The sequence below is a fragment of the Stenotrophomonas sp. STEN008 genome (assembly GCF_056760435.1).
The window spans coordinates 39,855-57,405 of record NZ_JBRRET010000026.1; the positions used below are offsets into that span (position 1 = coordinate 39,855).

Here is a 17,551-nt window from a genome sequence, read left to right on the forward strand (position 1 = left end):
GGCAACAGCAACGTCAACAGCAAAAGCGGCGGTCAGTGTAGTGACGCCTGGCGGGGCGGTGCCGGGCGGCGGGGACGCCGCAGGTACGTCTGTGCAGGCTCAGCCGTTGGCCTTCGCCTTGGCCTCGCGCGCGGCCTGCTGCTCGACCAGGGTCAAGGCCACGTTGTCGCGCAGGTAGGCCGGTTCCACCCTCTCCGGCGCGATGCCCTCGCCACGTGCCAAGGCCGGCACCGCCAACGCCAGCACGTCCGATGCCCGCGGCAGCGCCGCGGCGTCGAACCCCCGCAGGCCCGCCCCCAGCTGCGTGACCAGCGCGCCCTCGGCCGCACCGAATCCCGTGCCGACACCGAACACCGACAGATCGTCCGGCAACGCTACTGCGGCCGGTGCGCACACCCGCTCTGCATCGCACGGCATCGGCAGGCCGTCCACGCGCTCGAAACGCGCGACGTAGAGTTCGCCCATCCGTGCATCGATCGCCGACAGGATCTGCCTTTCTTCTGCCGGCGCACGCAGCGCCAGCACCTGCAGGGTCGATACCGGCAGCAGCGGACGGTCCAACGCCAGTGCGATGCCCTGGGCAAGGGCGATCGCCAGGCGCACCCCGGTGAAGGCACCCGGACCACGACTGAGTGCGATGCCATCGAGCTGGCGGCGGCTGATACCGGCCTCGGCCAGCAGCGCGTCGGCCCACGGCAGGCTCAGCTCGGCATGCCGACGCGGGGCGATCTCGAAGCGTTCCAGGACCTGCCCGTCCACGTGCAGGGCAACGGAACAGGCTTCGGTGGCGGTTTCAAAGGCGAGCAATTTCATCGGGTCGGATCAGAACAGGGGGAACGTGCCACCCGGGGCGGGGTGCGTGGCCGCCACAGGGGCGTCCGGCGCTCCAGCATCGGTCGCGGGGTGCCATTGTGGCGCAAAGAAGGACTGCACATCGGCCAGACTGCGGGTACGGCGGAAAGGTGGCAGCGAGTCGAGGAAGATCCGGCCATAGCCACGGTTGAGCAGCCGCGGGTCGCACAGCACCAGCACGCCGCGATCGCTCTCACTGCGGATCAGCCGGCCAACGCCCTGCTTCAGCGCGATCACGGCCTGCGGCAGCTGCTCGTCGCGGAACGGATTGCCCCCCTGGCTGCGGATCGCCTCCAGCCGCGCCTCGTAGACCGGATCGTCCGGCGCGGCAAAGGGCAGCTTGTCGATCACCACGACGCTCAATGCTTCGCCGACCACGTCCACCCCTTCGCGGAAACTGGCCGAGCCCAGCAGCACGCCGTTGCCGGAATCGCGGAACTGCTGCAGCAAGGTGGCGCGTGGCGCCTCGCCCTGCACGAACAGCGGCCACGGCCCATCGCGCAGCGCCTCAGCCGCTTCGCGCAGGGCCCGGTGCGAGGCGAACAGCAGGAATGCACGGCCCTGCGAGGCCTGCAGCACCGGCCGCAGGACCTGGATGAGCGAGGTGCCGAACCCCCGCGCGGCGGGATCGGGCAGGCCTTCGGGCAGGTAGCACAGTGCCTGCTCGGGCCAGTTGAATGGACTGGACTGGACCAGTGTCTGCGGATCATCCAGGCCGAGCCGGCGGGCGATGTGATCGAAGCCACCACCGACGGTCAGCGTCGCCGACGTGAAGATCCATGCGGCACGACTGCGCTCGCGATGCTCACGCAGCGGACCGGACACATCCATCGGCGTGCGCTGGCAGCGGAATCCGCGCGGGGTAAGTTCGTACCAGAGCACATCGGCGCTCGCCGCCTGCGCAGGGTCGGCATCGAAATCAAGCGCCGGTTCGTCATCGCCCAGCCAGCGCCCCAGACGCGATACCGCCTCGCGCGCACGTGCGTGGCAGGCATCGAGGCCTGCGGCGGCTTCGCGCAGCGGCTGCAGCGCCTGCTCCAGATTCACCAGACCGGTCATCACCGCATCAAAGCCATCGCGCACCTGCGGCATCGCCAGTGCGCGCCACTGCGTGCCACGGGATGGCAGGCCATCCATGGCCGAGCGCAGCGCACGCAGTGCCTCCTGCAGCTGATCGACCGACGCCTGCAGCGCTGACTGTGCGCCACCGACACCGCGCGCCTCGGCCAGACAGTCCCGGCCCAGCTCCTGCCAGGGTCGCATGCCGAAGCCCTCACCGAAGAACTGCGCTGCCAGTTCAGGCAACTGGTGCGCCTCATCGATGACGAAGGCCTGTGCGCCCGGCAGCAGCTCTCCGAAGCCCTCCTGCTTCAGCGCAAGATCGGCCAGCAGAAGATGATGGTTGACCACCACCACGTCCGCAGCCTGAGCGCGTTGCCGCGCACGCACCACGAAGCAGTCATCCCAGAACGGACACTCGGTGCCCAGGCAGTTGTCGACGGTGGAGGTAACCATTGGCAGCAAGGGTGAGTCATCGGCCAGGCCTTCCAGTTCCGCGATGTCGCCATGTTCGGAACGACCGGACCAGGCCAGGATGCGCTGGAACTGCGCCGCCTGCTCCGGGCTGGAGAAGCGTGGCTCGCCACGCGCCTGCTGCAGGCGGTAACGGCACAGGTAATTGCTACGCCCCTTCAGCAGCGCGCTGCGCAGGCCGACCCCCAGTGCCTGGCGCACGCGTGGCAGGTCGCGATGGTAGAGCTGGTCCTGCAGCGCACGGGTACCGGTGGAAATGATCGTACGCAGGCCGGACAGCAGCACCGGCACCAGGTAGGCGAAGGTCTTGCCGGTGCCGGTGCCGGCCTCGGCCAGCAGCAGGTCGCGCTGCTGCAGCGCATCGGCGATGGCCTCGGTCAGGCGCAGTTGTGCCGGACGCGGGACGAAGGCATCCAGGTGCGAGGCAAGCGCGCCGCCTGCGCTGAGTGCTTCGCGGCTGGCGTGGACAAGGTCGGACATCAGACGGAAAGGATACCGGGCCGGGCGCTGCCCGGCACCCGTTTGTAGCGTCGAGCTTGCTCGACTGAACTGGAAGGGGTCAGAGCCGTTTCCTTTCGGAAAACAGCTCTGACCCCATCGCGAGCGCGCGACCGGCTTCTGATCTTTCTGTTCTCGCCCGCGGCCCGCGCGGCGTGTGACGCGCCCGATGGAGGGGAATACCTCAGTACCGCTTGATGCCCGGTACCGTGCACCCTTCCAGCTGTGCATGCGCCGACACCGCGTTCTCCTTCTCCCCGCGCGCCAGCCGTGACTGCTCGATCGTCGCCCAGTGGCGCCGGCACAGCGGCCCGGTCTTCGACCCCAGATCGATGGCCTTGCGCGCGAACGTCTCCGCCTCCGACCACTTGCCCTGCAGCAGGGCGATTTCGGCCCGCTCCTGCAGCACTGCGGGGTCTGCGGCGACGATCTGCAGCGCCTGGTCCAGGCTGGCGGCGGCGGCCGGCAGATCGTTGGCCTGGCGCTGCGTCAGCGCGGTCTGGCGCAGATCCTCAACCTGTGGATCGCGCAGCGGCTGCACCGACAGTTCCTTGTCATCCGGTCCCGCCGCCGCTTCGACCGCAGCCAGGCGCTGCACCGGCGTGGTGGTAGCGGCGACCGGCCTGACCACCGGCGGCGCGCTGCTGACACAGGCGGCCAGCACCACAGTGAGGCCGGCCAGGGTGAGCGGATGCAGGAAAGTTCGAAGCGTCATCGGATTCATCGACTCGGAGGAGGAGTGGTCGCCGCCGGCGCGGCTGCGGGTTCTTCCGCCGGTTCCGGCTTGCGATCCAGGCCGAACCAGCTGCGCCAGCCACCGCCTTCGCTGCCGGCGCCGTCCTGGGCTTCGGGCGAAACCGCCGGCGCGCAGGGCGCATATGCCGGCGCATAGCCGACCACGAACGGGAAGCGCCGCGCGCCCGGACAGCCCTCATCGGTACTGTTGGTGCCGCTGGCGGCGATCGGCTGCCAGTCCAGCCCCTTGTTGCTGACCCGCAGCGGCGCGCTCGGCAGGCGCTGGAAGATGCCCGACCACACGCGCATCGCACCGGTGGCGCCATACAGCCCGGCCTGCTCGTTCTGGTCGTTGCCCATCCAGATCACCGCCAGGTGGTCGCCGGTGTAGCCGGCATACCAGCTGTCGCGGCCATCATTGGTGGTACCGGTCTTGCCGGCCGGCTGCAGGCGGCCCAGGCCGTCTGCGTTGAGGCGCTGCGCGGTGCCGCTGGCAACCACCTGCTGCAGGCCGATGCTGATCAGGTTGGCCGCGATCGAATCGCCTTCCTGTGCCGGCGCAGGCGACTTGTCATAGCGCTTGAGCAGCTTGCCCTGCGGATCAAGCACGCCACGCACCGCGTGCAACGGCTGGATCTCGCCGCCCGAGGCCAGGAACTGGTACAGCTGCGCCATCGCATACGGGCTCTGGTCGGTCGAGCCGAGAATCACGGCCGGATTCGGTTCGGCCTTGATGCCGGCCAGCACGTGGATCAGCTGGGTCACACGCTCTGGACCGACCTGCATGCCGACCCGCACCGTGGCCTGGTTGTAGGAATTGGCCAGCGCATCGATCAGCCGCACGGTGCCATGGCTGCGGTTGTCCGCATTGCCCGGGCTCCAGTTGCGGCCACGGCTCAACTGGACGGTCACCGGCGAATCGTCAACCCAGCTCGCCAGCGAGTAGCGGTCTGGCTGGGCCAGCGCCAGCAGGTACACGAACGGCTTGAGCAGCGAGCCGACCGGTCGCTGCGCCTCGATGGCGCGGTTGAAGCCGACCTCGGAGACCTCGCGGCTGCCGATCACTGCCAGCACGTCGCCGTTATGCACATCGGTCAGCACCATGCCGGCCTGCAGCTCGGGACGGCGCTTGCTCTCCAGCGACTTGATGGTACGGGTCACAGCGCCTTCGGCGTAGGCCTGCGCGGACGGCGACATGCCGGTCATGACGCTCAGGCCCGCGCCCTGCAGTGCGGACTCGGGATAATCGTGGCCGAGCTGGCGACGGACCAGATCGACATAGGCCGGGAAGCGGTTGGCGGCGACCAGGCCCGGTGTCTTCGGAACCCCCAGCGGAGCCTTCAGCGCCCGCTGGTATTCGGCATCGTCGATCAGCGCCGCTTCGCGCAGCTTGCCCAGCACGAAGTTGCGACGATCCAGCGCGCGTTCCGGGTTGCGTCGCGGGTCGTAGTAGGACGGGCCCTTGACCAGGCCGATCAACAGCGCGATGTGCTCGGTTTCCAGCGACGACAGGTCGCGGCCGAACCAGAATTCGGCGCCGGAGGACATGCCATGGATCGCCTGGCTGCCGCGCTGGCCCAGGTACACCTGGTTCAGATACGCCTCGAAAATGGTGCGCTTGTCGTAACGCGCTTCCATGATCAACGCGTACAGCACTTCATTGAACTTGCGGGTGAGGGTCTGCTCCTTGCCGATGCCGAGCAGGCCGCTGCGGGCCAGCTGCTGGGTCAGCGTGGACGCACCCTGCCGGCTCTGCCCGCCGGAACGGACGGTCACCCAGACCGCACGGGCGATGCCCGACAGGTCGATGCCGTGATGGCGGTTGAAGTCCTTGTCCTCCACCGCCTGCAGGCCGGTCACCAGCAGGTCCGGCGCCTCGTCCATGCGGATCAGGCGACGCTCTTCCTGCTTCTGGCCGTACAGCGTGGCGATGCGTGCCGGATCCAGGCGGGCGGCCTTGAGCGCCTTGCGGCTGTCGGCATCGCGCAGCGACGCGACGGTGCCGCCAGCGAGCGACAGCTCGACGCGACGTGCGGCCACCCGGCCATCGACGTCGGCGTAGCCACGGCTGGCAATGACGAAGCGGCCACCCTTCACCGCGTAGGTGGCCGGCTCCCTGCCTTCGCCGTCATCGCGGTAGGCGGACGCGGCCAGTTCGGTCTTCAGGGTCGCCGCATCCATCGCCTTGCCGGGCGTCAGCACCAGCGGGCGGGCGTAGACACGGGTCGGGATCTGCCAGCGCAGCTCTCCGAAACGCTGGGTCACCTGCTGGTTGAGGTACAGGGTGTACGGGATCAGGAAACCCAGTCCCAGTGCGACCGCTGCCATGCTCCAGGTGATCAGCCTGCGTCGCCAGGGCGAGCTGCCGCCCTCCTGGTCGTCGTCGTCGAAATCGTCGTGGTCGTCGGAATCGTAGCGTCGGGGCACGGGAAAAGCATGGCAGGGGCGTCAGCGGAGTCTACCCCAGCCCTTTCCCCAAGACAGGTTCGATCGGTCGTCCGTTCAGCGATGGCCCGGCGGCAGCGGACCGGCCCGGCCGCGGATGCCGTCCCACAGCCCCTTCAACATGAACCGCAACCGAATCCAGCGCGGCGCCAGGAACAGCCCGTTGCCCACCAGCTTCAGCAGCAGGCGTGGCACGTCCTGCGCGATCCAGACCCGCGGCGTATAGGCGCGCCCGTAGAGCAGCACGCGGTTGCGCATGATGAAATACAGGCGGAACGGCTTGTGCACGATCACGCCGTCCGGCTTCGCCCGCGACGGCAGCAGTTCCTCGCCGATGCTGTGGCTCATCTGCGCATCGCAGATTCCGTACAGCGCGTGGCCACTGCGTTTGGCGCGGAAGCACCAGTCCATGTCCAGGTTGTCGATGAACAGGCTTTCGTCCATCGCACCGATGTCACGCAGCGCCGACATCGGCACCAGCGATCCGGACGTGATGAGGAAGTCGCAGGAGATGCGCTGGCCCGGGCCGCCACGCAGCTTGTGGTTGAAGGGGAAGCCGAAGCGGACGAACGGGGCCAGCATGCCGCTGCGTGCGTCGCGGAACTGCGGTCCCACCGCAGCGATCCGCTCATTGACCGCCAGCTCGACCAGCGCGGTGCCCAGCACGTCGACCATGCCTGGCTCCAGCACACTGTCCTGATCCATCAGCAGCACGTAGTCGAACCCCAATGACTGCGCCTGCTCATACGACCGGTTCAGCGCACTGCCGAGCCCGACGTTGTGCGGCGAAGCCAGCAGGCTGATGCCGGGCGCCGCGCCCAGCAGCGCTTGCACATCCACGCCACGGCTGCCGTTGTCGAACACCACCAGATGCCCGACCTGCTGCAGCACGCTGTCGACCACCCGCCGCAGCAGCTCCGGATCGGGGCCATAGGTGACGATCACGGCGCAGACGCGGTGCGCGTCGAAGGCAGCGCGGGCTGCCGGCATCTGCGAAGTCATTGGATTCCCTGCACGAGGTCGCTGGCCGCCGAACGCAGGCCGTTGGAAAAACGATGATAGCGGCCGCTGCCCAGCTCACGGGCGATGTGCAGCATGCGGGACGGCAGCCGGGCTGGCGCGCAGGCCCGTGCCTCGGCATGGCGCAGGCGCTGGTCCAGTGTCGCCAACTGTGCGGCATCCAGTGCCGGCCGGCCCAGCCGCGCCTGCTCCTGCAACGAGCGCAGGCGGGCCAACGCCGCCGCGAGGTAGGTGCGGCGCGCGGAACCACTGCCCACGGCCCGCTCCAGCAGCCCGCGCTGGCGCGCGCCCACCTGGTTGTCGCCATGCTGCCGGTAGTCGGTGGTGATCGCTTCGATGCTGTCCAGGCCACCGCTTGCCGCCGCCACCAGCGCCAGCCATTCGTCGTGGATCCAGCCCTTGGCCACCGGCAGCGCCTGCGTGATCAGGCCACGCCGCAGCGCGGTCACGGCGCCGGTCACCAGATTGCGGCCCATCAGCAGCTCGAAGCCTTCACCGCGGTGTTCCCGGTCCAGGTCGCGGCGGCTGATCGACAGCGCCTGGAACAGGGTCGCCGGCAGCGGCCGGCCCTGCGCATCGACCAGCCGTGCATCGCTGTGCAGCAGTTGTACCGTGGGCCGCACGGCGAACGCCTGCAGGAAGGTGGCGACCTTGTCCGCATGCCACACATCGTCCTGGTCGCACAGGAAGACGATGTCGCCGCTGCAGGCCGACAACGCGGTTTCGAAATTGCGCACGTAACCGACGTTCTGCTCCTGCTGCCGCAGCACCACCTCGATGCCGGCCGCACGCAGCGCTTCAGCCTCGTGCAGGAGCACGGCCCACGTACCATCGGCAGAAGCATCGTCGACCACCACCACCTGTGTCGGCAGTACGCTCTGCGCGGCGATGCTGCGCAGTTGGGCGGCGACATGGCGCTCACCCTGCCAGGTACACAAGGCAACGGAGACGGTGGGTGCGACGCTGGACATGTTCTGGGGAGCGGCCGGAGCGGCTGGACTATACCCGACTGGCACCCCCGGCACGAATGGTCGTCGCATCAGCGCGGCTGCGGCTCGCCACCTGCGCGCCGCAGCCGTTCCTCGAATGGCGGCAGTTCGGCCAGGTCCGGTTGCAGCCGCCGCGCCTGCTCGGCGGCATGCGCGGCAAATGCCAGATCGCCGCTGCCGAGCCGTTCGCTGCCGATCGCCAGCCAGCGCTGGGCCAGGCGCAGCCGTGCGGTCGGCAACCCGGCGTCGGTCGGCGCCAGCGTCTGCCACGCCTGCAGACAGGCGCCGGCGGCCTGCACCCGGTTCTGGCGCAGGTTGTCGTCGAAGCACTGGCGGCTGGCCGGCAGCAGCCGCGTGGCAGCCGCTTTCACGCGGGTGTCCCGTGGGGCCAGCGACTGCGCTTCGCGCAGCGCATCGAAGGCACTGTGCCCGGGCGGACTGATCCATTGCCCTGCACGCTCGGCGCGTTCGACCTGGCGCAGGTGATCACGCAGCTGTCGCTCACGCTGGCTGTTGCTGATCGACGGCTGCTGCAGGGCCTGCTGCGCCTGCCGTGCACGCTGCAGGCGCTGCTCGAGCTGCTGCCTAGCCGCTGCCGAGGCACCCAGCGACGCTGCCAATGCGGCATCGCGCTGTGCCGCCTCGAACTGGAAGTCATCGGCCCGCTTCTGGCTGCGTGCGAGGACCGCCTGCAGTGTCTGCTCCCGGCCGCGCTGGGCACTGGGATCGTCGGCCGCCACCGCCAGGACCGCCTGGAAGCCCGCCGCCGCCGCTTCCAGCTGCTGTCGTTTCAACGCACGCTGCGCCTGCCGCAATCGCTGATCCATCGCCTGCGCCAATGCTTCCTGGCTGGCCGGCAGGTCGGCGTGCCCGGCATCGAACTGACGTGCCCGCTGCACCACCGCGGCCGCGTCGGCCAGATCACCTCGCGCGGCCAGGGCACGCGCCTGCTGCAGCAGGTCACTCAGTGCATCCTCGCGACCTTCCAGCGCCGATAGGTTGTCCGGCTGCAGGGCCAGAATGCGCTGGAACATCGGCAGGGCGCTGCTGTCGCCGTCATCCAGGCGCCCGGCGGCGAGTGCGTTGCGCGCCTGCGCAAGCATCGCGCCAATCCCTGCCCCGGCCGTGCGACGTGCCTGCAGCTGGCGCGCCAGCGCATCGGTCTGGCTCTGCGGCACCTGCAGCTCGCGTGCCAGCGCCAAGGCCTGCGCACTGGCGTCCAGATCCCCGGCCTGCAGCCGGTCGCGCGCCTGCTGCAACGCAGCGGCACCGGTCCGTGCCAGGCCCTCGCGCGCCTGCGGGCGATCGCCGTCGAGCGCAAGCGCGGCCTGGTAGCGCTCGCGCGCACCACTGCCATCGATGGCGCTCAGCCGTCCCGCCGCCAGCGCACGATCACCTTCGGCCAGCAGCTGTTCGATCTGCGGTTCGTCCCAGAACCAGTCCGCCAGCGGCTTGCGCAGCAGCACCAGCAGCACGAACACCGCCATCGCCGCCACCAGCGCCCAGCGCCAGACCCGGCGCGCATGCCGCGCCTGCAGCCACCACCAACGGCCTTCACGGCGGACGCGGTCCAGCGCAGGATGTTCGGCGCCGTGAGGGCGATGCGGAGGCTCGCGTTCCATGCGTGCAGGGTAGCCGGCGTGGCGTGAAGCTCAGCCGAGGCGACGTGCCTCGCTGACACCGGGCAAGGCATCGAGCTTGCCCAGCAGCGTCGACAGCTGTCCGTAATCGCTCACCTTCAGCCGCAGGCGCAGGTGGGCGCGGCCGCTGTTGCGCACGTTGTCGCTGTGGATGTCGAGCACGTAGGCGTCTTCCTGGGCGATCAGGTTGGTGATGTCCTTCAGCAGCCAGCGGCGATCGACCGCATCGACCACCACGTCCACTTCGTAACCGCCGCCCGCCTGCCCCCATTCCACCGGCAGGATGCGTTGCGGGCTGGCCGCGGCAAGGCGGGCCAGCGCTGCACAGTCTGCGCGATGCACCGTGACACCCCGGCTACGGGTCAGGTAGCCGACGATGGGTTCGCCCGCCACCGGCTGGCAGCAGCGTGCCAGCTGCACCAGCAGGTTGCCCACGCCCTGCACGGTGAACTTGGACTTGCCCAGGTTCTCGCGCCGTGCGGTCGGGCGTGGCAGGGTCGGCGGCGGCGCTGGCTGGCTGGCCGCACGTTCGGCCTCCAGCAGCGCGCGGCTGATCTGGTTGGGGCCGGTATCGCCCAGCGCGACCTGGATGTACAGGTCGTCGACGCTGTCGGCATGGAACTTCTTCGCCGCGGCCGCCAGATCCGAATGCTGCAGCCCGAGCCGCTTGAGCTCGCGCTCCAGCAGTTCGCGGCCGGCCTGCACGTTGCGCGCGCGGTCAAGCTTGTGGAACCAGCTGCGTACCTTCTCGCGCGAGCGGTTGCTGGCCAGGAAGCCGTTGGCCGGTATCAGCCAGTCGCGGCGCGGATCGGCCTCCTTGCCGGTAAGGATCTCCACCCGGTCGCCGCTGCGCAGGCGGTAGGTCAACGGCACGATGCGGCCGTTCACCTTGGCGCCGCGGCAGCGGTGTCCCACCATGGTGTGCACCTGGTAGGCGAAGTCCAGTGGCGTGGCCCCCTGCGGCAGATCCAGCACTTCGTCCTTCGGGCTCAGCGCATAGACGCGGTCTTCGGTGAGCTCCGCATCCAGTGCCCCGGCCAGTTCATTGCCCTGCCCGTCCTGCGCCTGCTCCAGCAGCTGGCGCATCCAGGTGATCTTGCGGTCGAAGGACTTTTCGGCGCCCTTGCCACCTTCCTTGTACTTCCAGTGCGCAGCCACGCCCAGTTCGGCCTGCGCATGCATCTCGTGGGTGCGGATCTGCACTTCGATTGTGCGCCCTTCCGGGCCGACGACGGCGGTGTGCAGCGAACGGTAGTCGTTGGCCTTGGGTCGGGCGATGTAATCATCGAACTCGCTCGGCACCGGCGCCCACAGCGCGTGCACCACGCCCAGCACGGCGTAGCAGGCCGCAACGTCGTCGACCATCACCCGCACCGCACGGATGTCATACAGCTGGTCGAACGCCAGCCGCTTCTTCTGCATCTTCCGCCAGATGCTGTAGATGTGCTTCGGCCGCCCGCTGACCTCGGCCTTGATGCCCTGGGCCGACAGTTCGCGCGAGAGCACCTTCTTGACGTTCTCGACGTAACGCTCGCGGGCGATGCGCGTTTCATCCACCTCGCGGGCGATGCGTCGGTAGGTGTCCGGCTCCAGATGGCGGAACGCCAGGTCTTCCAGCTCCCACTTCAGCTGCCAGATGCCCAGGCGGTTGGCCAGCGGGGCATGGATGTCGCGGGTCAGCTGGGCCAGCGCGCGGCGCTGCTCCTCCTCCAGCCTGTCGGCCGCGCGCATGCGCGCCAGCTGCCGCGCCAGCAGGATCGGCACCACCCGCAGGTCGCGGATGATCGCCAACAGCAGCCGGCGCAGGCCCTCACTGTTGCGTCCGGCCTCGCGACCGGCGTGCAGCGCCCATACCGGGTCGGCTGCGTCCTGGCCGTCGAGCAGGCCGATCACCGCCGCCCGGTGGCTGCCAAGCGGCAACTGCTCCAGGTGGGCGCGCAGGCCGGGCAGGTCGAACAGCAGGGCCGCGACCACCGCGCCTTCGTCCGCCGAGAGCATTGACAGGGCATCGAGGGTGTCGCCCAGCACCGACCAGCTGGCGCGCATCTGCGTGTCAGTCCCGGCAGCTTCCCAGTACTCGCGCAGGGCCTGGCGCAGCGGAGCGGGCAGCACCGCTGCCGAGGGACGGTTCAACAAGGCATCCAGGCCGGGGACGGAAGCGCGGTTCACAGCATCGAGCAGGCAAGACAGAGGCCCCTACACTAGCGCCGGCACCGTTCAGGGACAATCGCCACCGCTGCATCGCCGGGCATGAGCACATGCCGCTACACTCGCGGGCAAACCCCGGAGAGACCTGTCATGCCTTCCATTGTCCTGCGCGCCCGTCCACGGCTGCTGGCCTGTGCCGCCGTGCTGTTGTCCCTGTCCGCGCCCGCCCTGGCGCAGCGCGTGGTGGAGGGCGATCTGCAGCAGCAGATGTCACCGGCCGAGTTCAAGGCCGCCGGCCTGGACAAGCTCAGCGCCGCCGAACTGGCCTCGCTCAACCGCTGGCTGCAGGGCAAGGTCGAAGCCGCTGCCACCGAGGCGGTCGCCGCCGTGCGCGAGGAAGCGCGCGAGGAGGGGCGACAGGAAGTGATCCGCAAGAACCGTGGCTTCTTCGACTTCGGCAGCAATGAGCCGATCACCGGTGTGCTGCAGGGCGAGTTCCGCGGCTTCGGCAAGGGCCGCGTCTATTCGCTGGACAACGGCCAGCAATGGGAACAGACCGACACGACGTCAATTTCCGGTGTCCGCAGGCAATCGCCCAAGGTCAGCATCACCCCGGGCGTGATGGGTGTGTGGTACCTGAAGGTCGAGGGCGTCAATACCCAGCCCAAGGTCCGTCGCACCAAGTAACGCGCAACCCGTCCGAATGCAGCCGGGCACTGCCCGGCTGCACGCTTCATGCCTGGCGCAGTGCCGCCACCCGCTGTGCCAGCTTCTTGGCCGAGATGCCGGTGCGCGCCCCCAGTTCCTGGGCGAACAGCGAAACCCGCAGCTCCTCCAGATCCCAGCGCAGCGCCTGCCACTGTGGCCGCTCGCGCAGGCCCTGCTGTTCACCGGCAGCCAGCGCCTCCAGGAACGGATGCAGTTCCAGCATGCGCGCCTGGTCACGTGGCGGGTCACGCTTGGCACGTTCGGTGCGAAGGATCATCGCCTTCAGGTAACGGGGATACTGGGCCAGCGCATCAGCCGGTGTGTCGCGCAGGAAGCCGGGGTGGATCAGTCCCGCCAGCTGCGCTTCCATGTCGTCCAGGTTGCCCCGTGCCCAGCCCATCAACGGCGCTTCCAGCATCGGCTTCAGTTCCGCCACCAGCGCCAGGATGGTCTCGGCCAGCTTCAGCCGCGACATCGCCTCGCCAAACAGGGCCTTGGCTGCATGCTCGCGGCGCTGTTCGAAGGCCGCCGCATCGCGAATGTCTTCCAGTCCTTCGGCCAGCACGGCGTTCATCGCCGCATCCACCAGATCGCCTCGCAGGCGCTCCTGCGATTCGATCGCCGCATACAACAGGCCCGTCTTGGCACCGACCGGCAGCTGCTTGCGGGCCTGCTTGACCTTGTCGGCCAGCGCGATCTCCAGTAGGCGGCGCACGCCCAGTGGGTGGGCCTCCTCGGCCTGCTGGCGGTCGGCGAAGATGCGCAGGGCCACACTGTCACCCTCGTCCAGCAGCGCTGGATAGGCGGGCACGCCCGCCTCACCGGGTACCTGCAGTGGAATCGGCGCAGCCGGGAAGGTGCGCAGCCCATCGGCCGCCATCTCGCGACCGGCACGCGCGGCAAAGGCATCACCGGCTCGGCCGCCGAATCGCGCCCGCAACGCGTCGAGGTCGCGTGAGGTGGCCAGCACCTTGCCCTGCTCGTCGCGCAGTCGCAGATTCATGTGCAGATGCGGCTCGATGGAATCCGGCTCGAAATCAGTCGCCGCGACCGGGGCGCCGGTTGCGCGCGACAGGAAGCGTGCCAGTTCGCCGGTGATCGCATCGGCACTGGCATTGGGGAACGCCTCATGGAACGCACGGCCGAAATCCGGGGCCGGCACATAATTGCGGCGCATCGCCTTGGGCAGGCTGCGGATCAGCGCTGCCGCCTTGTCGGCGACGAAGCCTGGCGCCAGCCAGCCCAACTGCACTGGATCGAGCGCGTTGAGCAGGTGCAGCGGCACCTCCAGGGTGACACCATCATCTTCGGCACCCGGCTCGAAACGGTAGTGCAGCGGCAGCCTTGCCTGGCCCAGCGGCAGATACTTCGGATAACGCTCCTGTTCGCTGCCTTCGCCCGGCAGCAGGTCCGCCAGCGTCCAGTGCAGCCCCTTGCGCTGTGCGGGCGGCAGTTCCTTCCACCACGCGTCCAGGCCGGATGCCGAATGGATGTGGGGGGGAACCCGGTCCAGATACCAGCGCGCCTGCCAGTTTTCATCGGCAACGATGCCAGCCCGGCGCAGCTTCGCTTCTTCCTCGCGCGCCACCTCCAGCACCTTCTGGTTGTCTGCCACGAAACTGGCGCGGGTGTTGATCTCGCCGGTCACCAGCGCCTGCCGCACGAAGATGTCGTGCGCCTCGCCGGGTGCGATGCGTCCGTAATGCACCGGCTTCTTCGGCGCCAGCACCAGACCGAACAGGCTGATCTGTTCCGATGCCAGCACCTGGCCCTGCGCACGCGACCAATGCGGGTCGAAGTGCTTGCGCAGAAGCAGGTGCGGCAGCTCGGCAATCACCCAGTCCGGCTCGATCGCCGCCAGGGTCATGCCCCACACCTTCTGCGTGTCGAGCAGGTTGGCCACCAGCAACCAGGGGGGTGGCCGCTTGGACAGCACGGAACCGGGGAACGGCAGGAAGCGGCGCTGGCGCGGCGCGAGGAAATCCCCCTTCTCGGTGCGATGGCCGATCTGCGTAGGCAGGCCCGCCACCAGTGCACGATGCAGCGTCTGATAGGCCGAAGCCCGCACGCGTTCACTGAAGCCGCCGCCGGCAGGCGCCTGCTCTTTCTGCGCCCGCGCCGCCACCGGCGCCGGCAGAGCCTCTGCCTTGCCCTCGCGGGCCAGGCGGGCAGCGCGGTGCAGCTGGCCCCGCGTGGCTTTCACCGCTGCCGCGTCATCACGTGCGGCCGCCGGCGCACTGCTGCCCGCCAGCAACGGTGCCATCGATGCTTCCACGGGCTCTTCCTTCCAGCCCAGCTCCTCGCACAGCAGGCGTAGTTGGCGATGCAGCTCGCGCCACTCGCGCATACGCAGGAATCCAAGGAAATGCCGCCCGCACCAGTCGCGCAGCTTGGACTGGGTCAGGTCTTCATGGGCCTGCCGGTAGGCATCCCACAGGCGCAGCACGCCGACGAACTCGGAGCGGCCGTCGGCGAACTGGGCATGCGCGGTGTCGGCGGCCCCCCGTGCCTCGGCCGGTCGCTCGCGCGGGTCCTGGATGCCCAGGAACGAGGCGATCACCAGCATCGGCCGCAGGCAGCCGGCCGCCTGTGCCGCCACCAGCATGCGTGCCAGCTTCACATCCACCGGCAGGCGCGCCATCTGCTTGCCGATCGCGGTCATGCGCCGCTCGCTGTCGATCGCGCCCAGCTCGGTCAGCTGCTGCCAGCCATCGGCCACCGCACGTTCGTCCGGTGCTTCCAGGAAAGGAAAATCCTCGATGCGGCCCAGACCCAACTGCAGCATGCGCAGGATCACCCCGGCCAGGCTGGAGCGGCGGATTTCCGGATCGGTGAACTCCGGCCGGGCCTGGAAATCGGCCTCCGCATACAGGCGGTAGCAGATGCCCTCGGCGATACGGCCGCAGCGGCCCTTGCGCTGGTTGGCGCTGGCCTGCGAGATCGGCTCGATGTGCAAGCGGTCAAGCTTGTTGCGCGGGCTGTAACGCTTGACGCGGGCGAAGCCCGGATCGACCACATAACGGATACGCGGCACCGTCAGCGAGGTCTCGGCCACGTTGGTGGCCAACACGATGCGCCGGCTCGGCCCGGGGTTGAACACCCGGTCCTGGTCCTGGTTGGACAGCCGTGCATACAACGGCAGCACCTCGGTATTGCGGTACCGGCGTCGCTCCAGCGACTGGTGGGCGTCGCGGATCTCACGTTCACCCGGCAGGAAGATCAGCACATCGCCCCGCGCGTCCAGGCGCGTGATCTCGTCGATCGCCGACACGATCGCATCGTTGACGGTGCGTTCGCCCTCCTGCTCGCCCTCGCCTTCCAGCGCGCGGTAGCGCACCTCGACCGGATAGGTACGGCCCTCTACGCTGATCACCGGCGCGTCGTCGAAATGCTGGGCGAAACGGTCGGTGTCGATGGTGGCCGAGGTGACGATCAGTTTCAGGTCCGGCCGCTTGCGCAGCAGCTGCTTCAGATAGCCGAGCAGGAAGTCGATGTTGAGGCTGCGTTCATGCGCTTCATCGACGATGATCGTGTCGTAGTTCGACAGCCAGCGGTCGCTGGCGATCTCCGCCAGCAGGATGCCGTCGGTCATGAACTTGATGCGGCTGTCCTCGCTGACCTTGTCGTTGAAGCGCACCTGGTAGCCGACCAGCTGGCCCAGCTCACTGTGCAGCTCCTGTGCCACGCGGCTGGCCACCGCGCGTGCGGCGATCCGGCGCGGCTGGGTGCAACCGATCATGCCGGCCTGGCCACGGCCGGCGGCCAGGCACAGCTTGGGCAGCTGGGTGGTCTTGCCCGAGCCCGTTTCGCCCGCGATCACCACCACCTGGTGATCCCGGATCAGCGCGATGATGGCATCGGCTTCACGCGCAATCGGCAGCTGGGGGTCCAGAGTAATGGCTGGTTGCTGCTGCGCCCGTTTCTGCCGGCGCTGCACCGACGCCTGCAAGGCCTGCTCGAAGGTAGCAGCCAGTGCCGCATCCTGTGGCTTGGCCTGGCAACGCGAGAGCATCCCCAGCAAACGGCCCCGGTCGCGGCTCATTGCGCCGTCGATGGCGGCGCGCTGTTGGCGCAGGCGGGACTGCGGCATTTTGTCGATAGCGTTCATCAATCGGTTCGTTTAAAACTTTGAAAGCAAACAGTCGTCAAGACTGATTTATTGTGAAGACCAACGATTCCACAAAGGAGGAACCCCATGGCGAAGACCAAGAGCCCGACCAAGGCCAAGACCGGCAAGCAGAAGCTTGCCGCTGCGGCGCCGTCGGCCCCCAATATCGATATCGGGATCACCCAGGGCGACCGCAAGAAGATCGCCGACGGTCTGTCGCGCTTCCAGGCTGACGCGTTCACGCTCTACCTGAAGACGCACAACTTCCACTGGAACGTGACCGGGTCGATGTTCAACTCGCTGCACACCATGTTTGAAACACAGTACACCGAGCAATGGGCGGCCCTGGACGATGTGGCCGAGCGCATCCGCGCGCTGGGCTTCAATGCCCCGGGCTCCTACCGGGAGTTCGCTGCGCTGACCTCGATCGCCGAGGAGCCAGGCCTGACCGACAGTGCGGACTGGCGGGAAATGGTACGCCAGTTGGTGGTCGCCAACGAAGCGGTCTGCCGTACGGCGCGTGAAGTGCTGGAGGTGGCGGCCAAGGGCGATGATGCCCCGACCGAGGATCTGATGACCCAGCGCCTGCAGACCCACGAGAAGTATGCGTGGATGCTGCGCTCCCTGCTCCAGTAAGGGTTGGGGGGTGTTCGGCAGGGCTGCGCCCTGCACCCGCAGAGGCAACTGCAACGGCAACGGCCGGAGCAAAAGCGGGTTTCCTGTGGGTTGGCGGGGTGGGTCCGGTTGCGGGGGACGCCGCAAGTACGTCCCTGTAGGCTCGGTCGCGCCATCCTTGGCGCTCACGCCCCCGCAACCGGACCCACCCCGCCTTCGACAGTTTTCCACGATCTGTCGGAAATGCGCTTGGGGTCAGA

General features: G+C 68.6%; 11 protein-coding genes. 2 read left to right on the plus strand and 9 right to left on the minus strand.

Annotated features, from left to right (window positions below):
• Nucleotides 1-99 precede the first annotated feature (99 nt).
• The 8 genes from tsaB to ACVOME_RS13060 all read right to left on the minus strand — a co-directional run bounded on the left by tsaB (nucleotide 100) and on the right by ACVOME_RS13060 (nucleotide 11,881).
• Complete coding sequence (tsaB, locus tag ACVOME_RS13025; protein WP_065174785.1) at nucleotides 100-813, minus strand: tRNA (adenosine(37)-N6)-threonylcarbamoyltransferase complex dimerization subunit type 1 TsaB; 714 nt, start codon at nucleotides 811-813, stop codon at nucleotides 100-102.
• A gap of 9 nt (nucleotides 814-822) precedes the next feature.
• A complete protein-coding gene (gene yoaA / locus ACVOME_RS13030; RefSeq protein WP_481505164.1) occupies nucleotides 823-2,865 on the minus strand; it encodes a DNA repair helicase YoaA in 2,043 nt (680 codons plus the stop codon).
• Between the two features lie 202 nt (nucleotides 2,866-3,067).
• Nucleotides 3,068-3,607: a hypothetical protein gene (locus ACVOME_RS13035; RefSeq protein ID WP_128989731.1), complete on the minus strand. Its 540-nt coding sequence runs from the start codon at nucleotides 3,605-3,607 to the stop codon at nucleotides 3,068-3,070.
• Nucleotides 3,604-6,045, minus strand: a complete 2,442-nt coding sequence (gene mrcB / locus ACVOME_RS13040) for a penicillin-binding protein 1B (RefSeq protein WP_065174782.1) — start codon at nucleotides 6,043-6,045, stop codon at nucleotides 3,604-3,606. Before mrcB ends, ACVOME_RS13035 begins: the two co-directional genes overlap by 4 nt.
• A gap of 75 nt (nucleotides 6,046-6,120) precedes the next feature.
• Nucleotides 6,121-7,065, minus strand: coding sequence for a glycosyltransferase family 2 protein (locus ACVOME_RS13045; protein ID WP_262218571.1), 945 nt, complete (start codon nucleotides 7,063-7,065; stop codon nucleotides 6,121-6,123).
• Complete coding sequence (locus ACVOME_RS13050) at nucleotides 7,062-8,054, minus strand: glycosyltransferase (protein ID WP_277381010.1); 993 nt, start codon at nucleotides 8,052-8,054, stop codon at nucleotides 7,062-7,064. Before ACVOME_RS13050 ends, ACVOME_RS13045 begins: the two co-directional genes overlap by 4 nt.
• A 68-nt stretch (nucleotides 8,055-8,122) precedes the next feature.
• On the minus strand, nucleotides 8,123-9,694 hold the full coding sequence (locus tag ACVOME_RS13055; RefSeq protein ID WP_481505165.1) for an ATP-binding protein: 1,572 nt from the start codon (nucleotides 9,692-9,694) through the stop codon (nucleotides 8,123-8,125).
• A gap of 30 nt (nucleotides 9,695-9,724) precedes the next feature.
• The gene (locus tag ACVOME_RS13060) at nucleotides 9,725-11,881 is read right to left on the minus strand and encodes a bifunctional (p)ppGpp synthetase/guanosine-3',5'-bis(diphosphate) 3'-pyrophosphohydrolase (RefSeq protein WP_053518941.1); all 2,157 of its coding nucleotides are present in this window, start codon (nucleotides 11,879-11,881) and stop codon (nucleotides 9,725-9,727) included.
• Nucleotides 11,882-12,010: 129 nt separating this feature from the next.
• Between ACVOME_RS13060 and ACVOME_RS13065 the strand changes: the two genes are divergently transcribed.
• The gene (locus ACVOME_RS13065) at nucleotides 12,011-12,547 is read left to right on the plus strand and encodes a hypothetical protein (protein WP_065174777.1); all 537 of its coding nucleotides are present in this window, start codon (nucleotides 12,011-12,013) and stop codon (nucleotides 12,545-12,547) included.
• Nucleotides 12,548-12,593: 46 nt separating this feature from the next.
• Here ACVOME_RS13065 and hrpA read toward each other — a convergent pair whose 3' ends face one another.
• Nucleotides 12,594-16,676, minus strand: coding sequence for an ATP-dependent RNA helicase HrpA (gene hrpA / locus ACVOME_RS13070; RefSeq protein ID WP_481505166.1), 4,083 nt, complete (start codon nucleotides 16,674-16,676; stop codon nucleotides 12,594-12,596).
• An 87-nt stretch (nucleotides 16,677-16,763) separates the two neighbouring features.
• On the opposite strand from hrpA, the gene ACVOME_RS13075 reads away from it, so the two are divergent.
• Complete coding sequence (locus ACVOME_RS13075) at nucleotides 16,764-17,312, plus strand: Dps family protein (protein ID WP_053518946.1); 549 nt, start codon at nucleotides 16,764-16,766, stop codon at nucleotides 17,310-17,312.
• The last annotated feature ends 239 nt before the right edge of the window (nucleotides 17,313-17,551 follow it).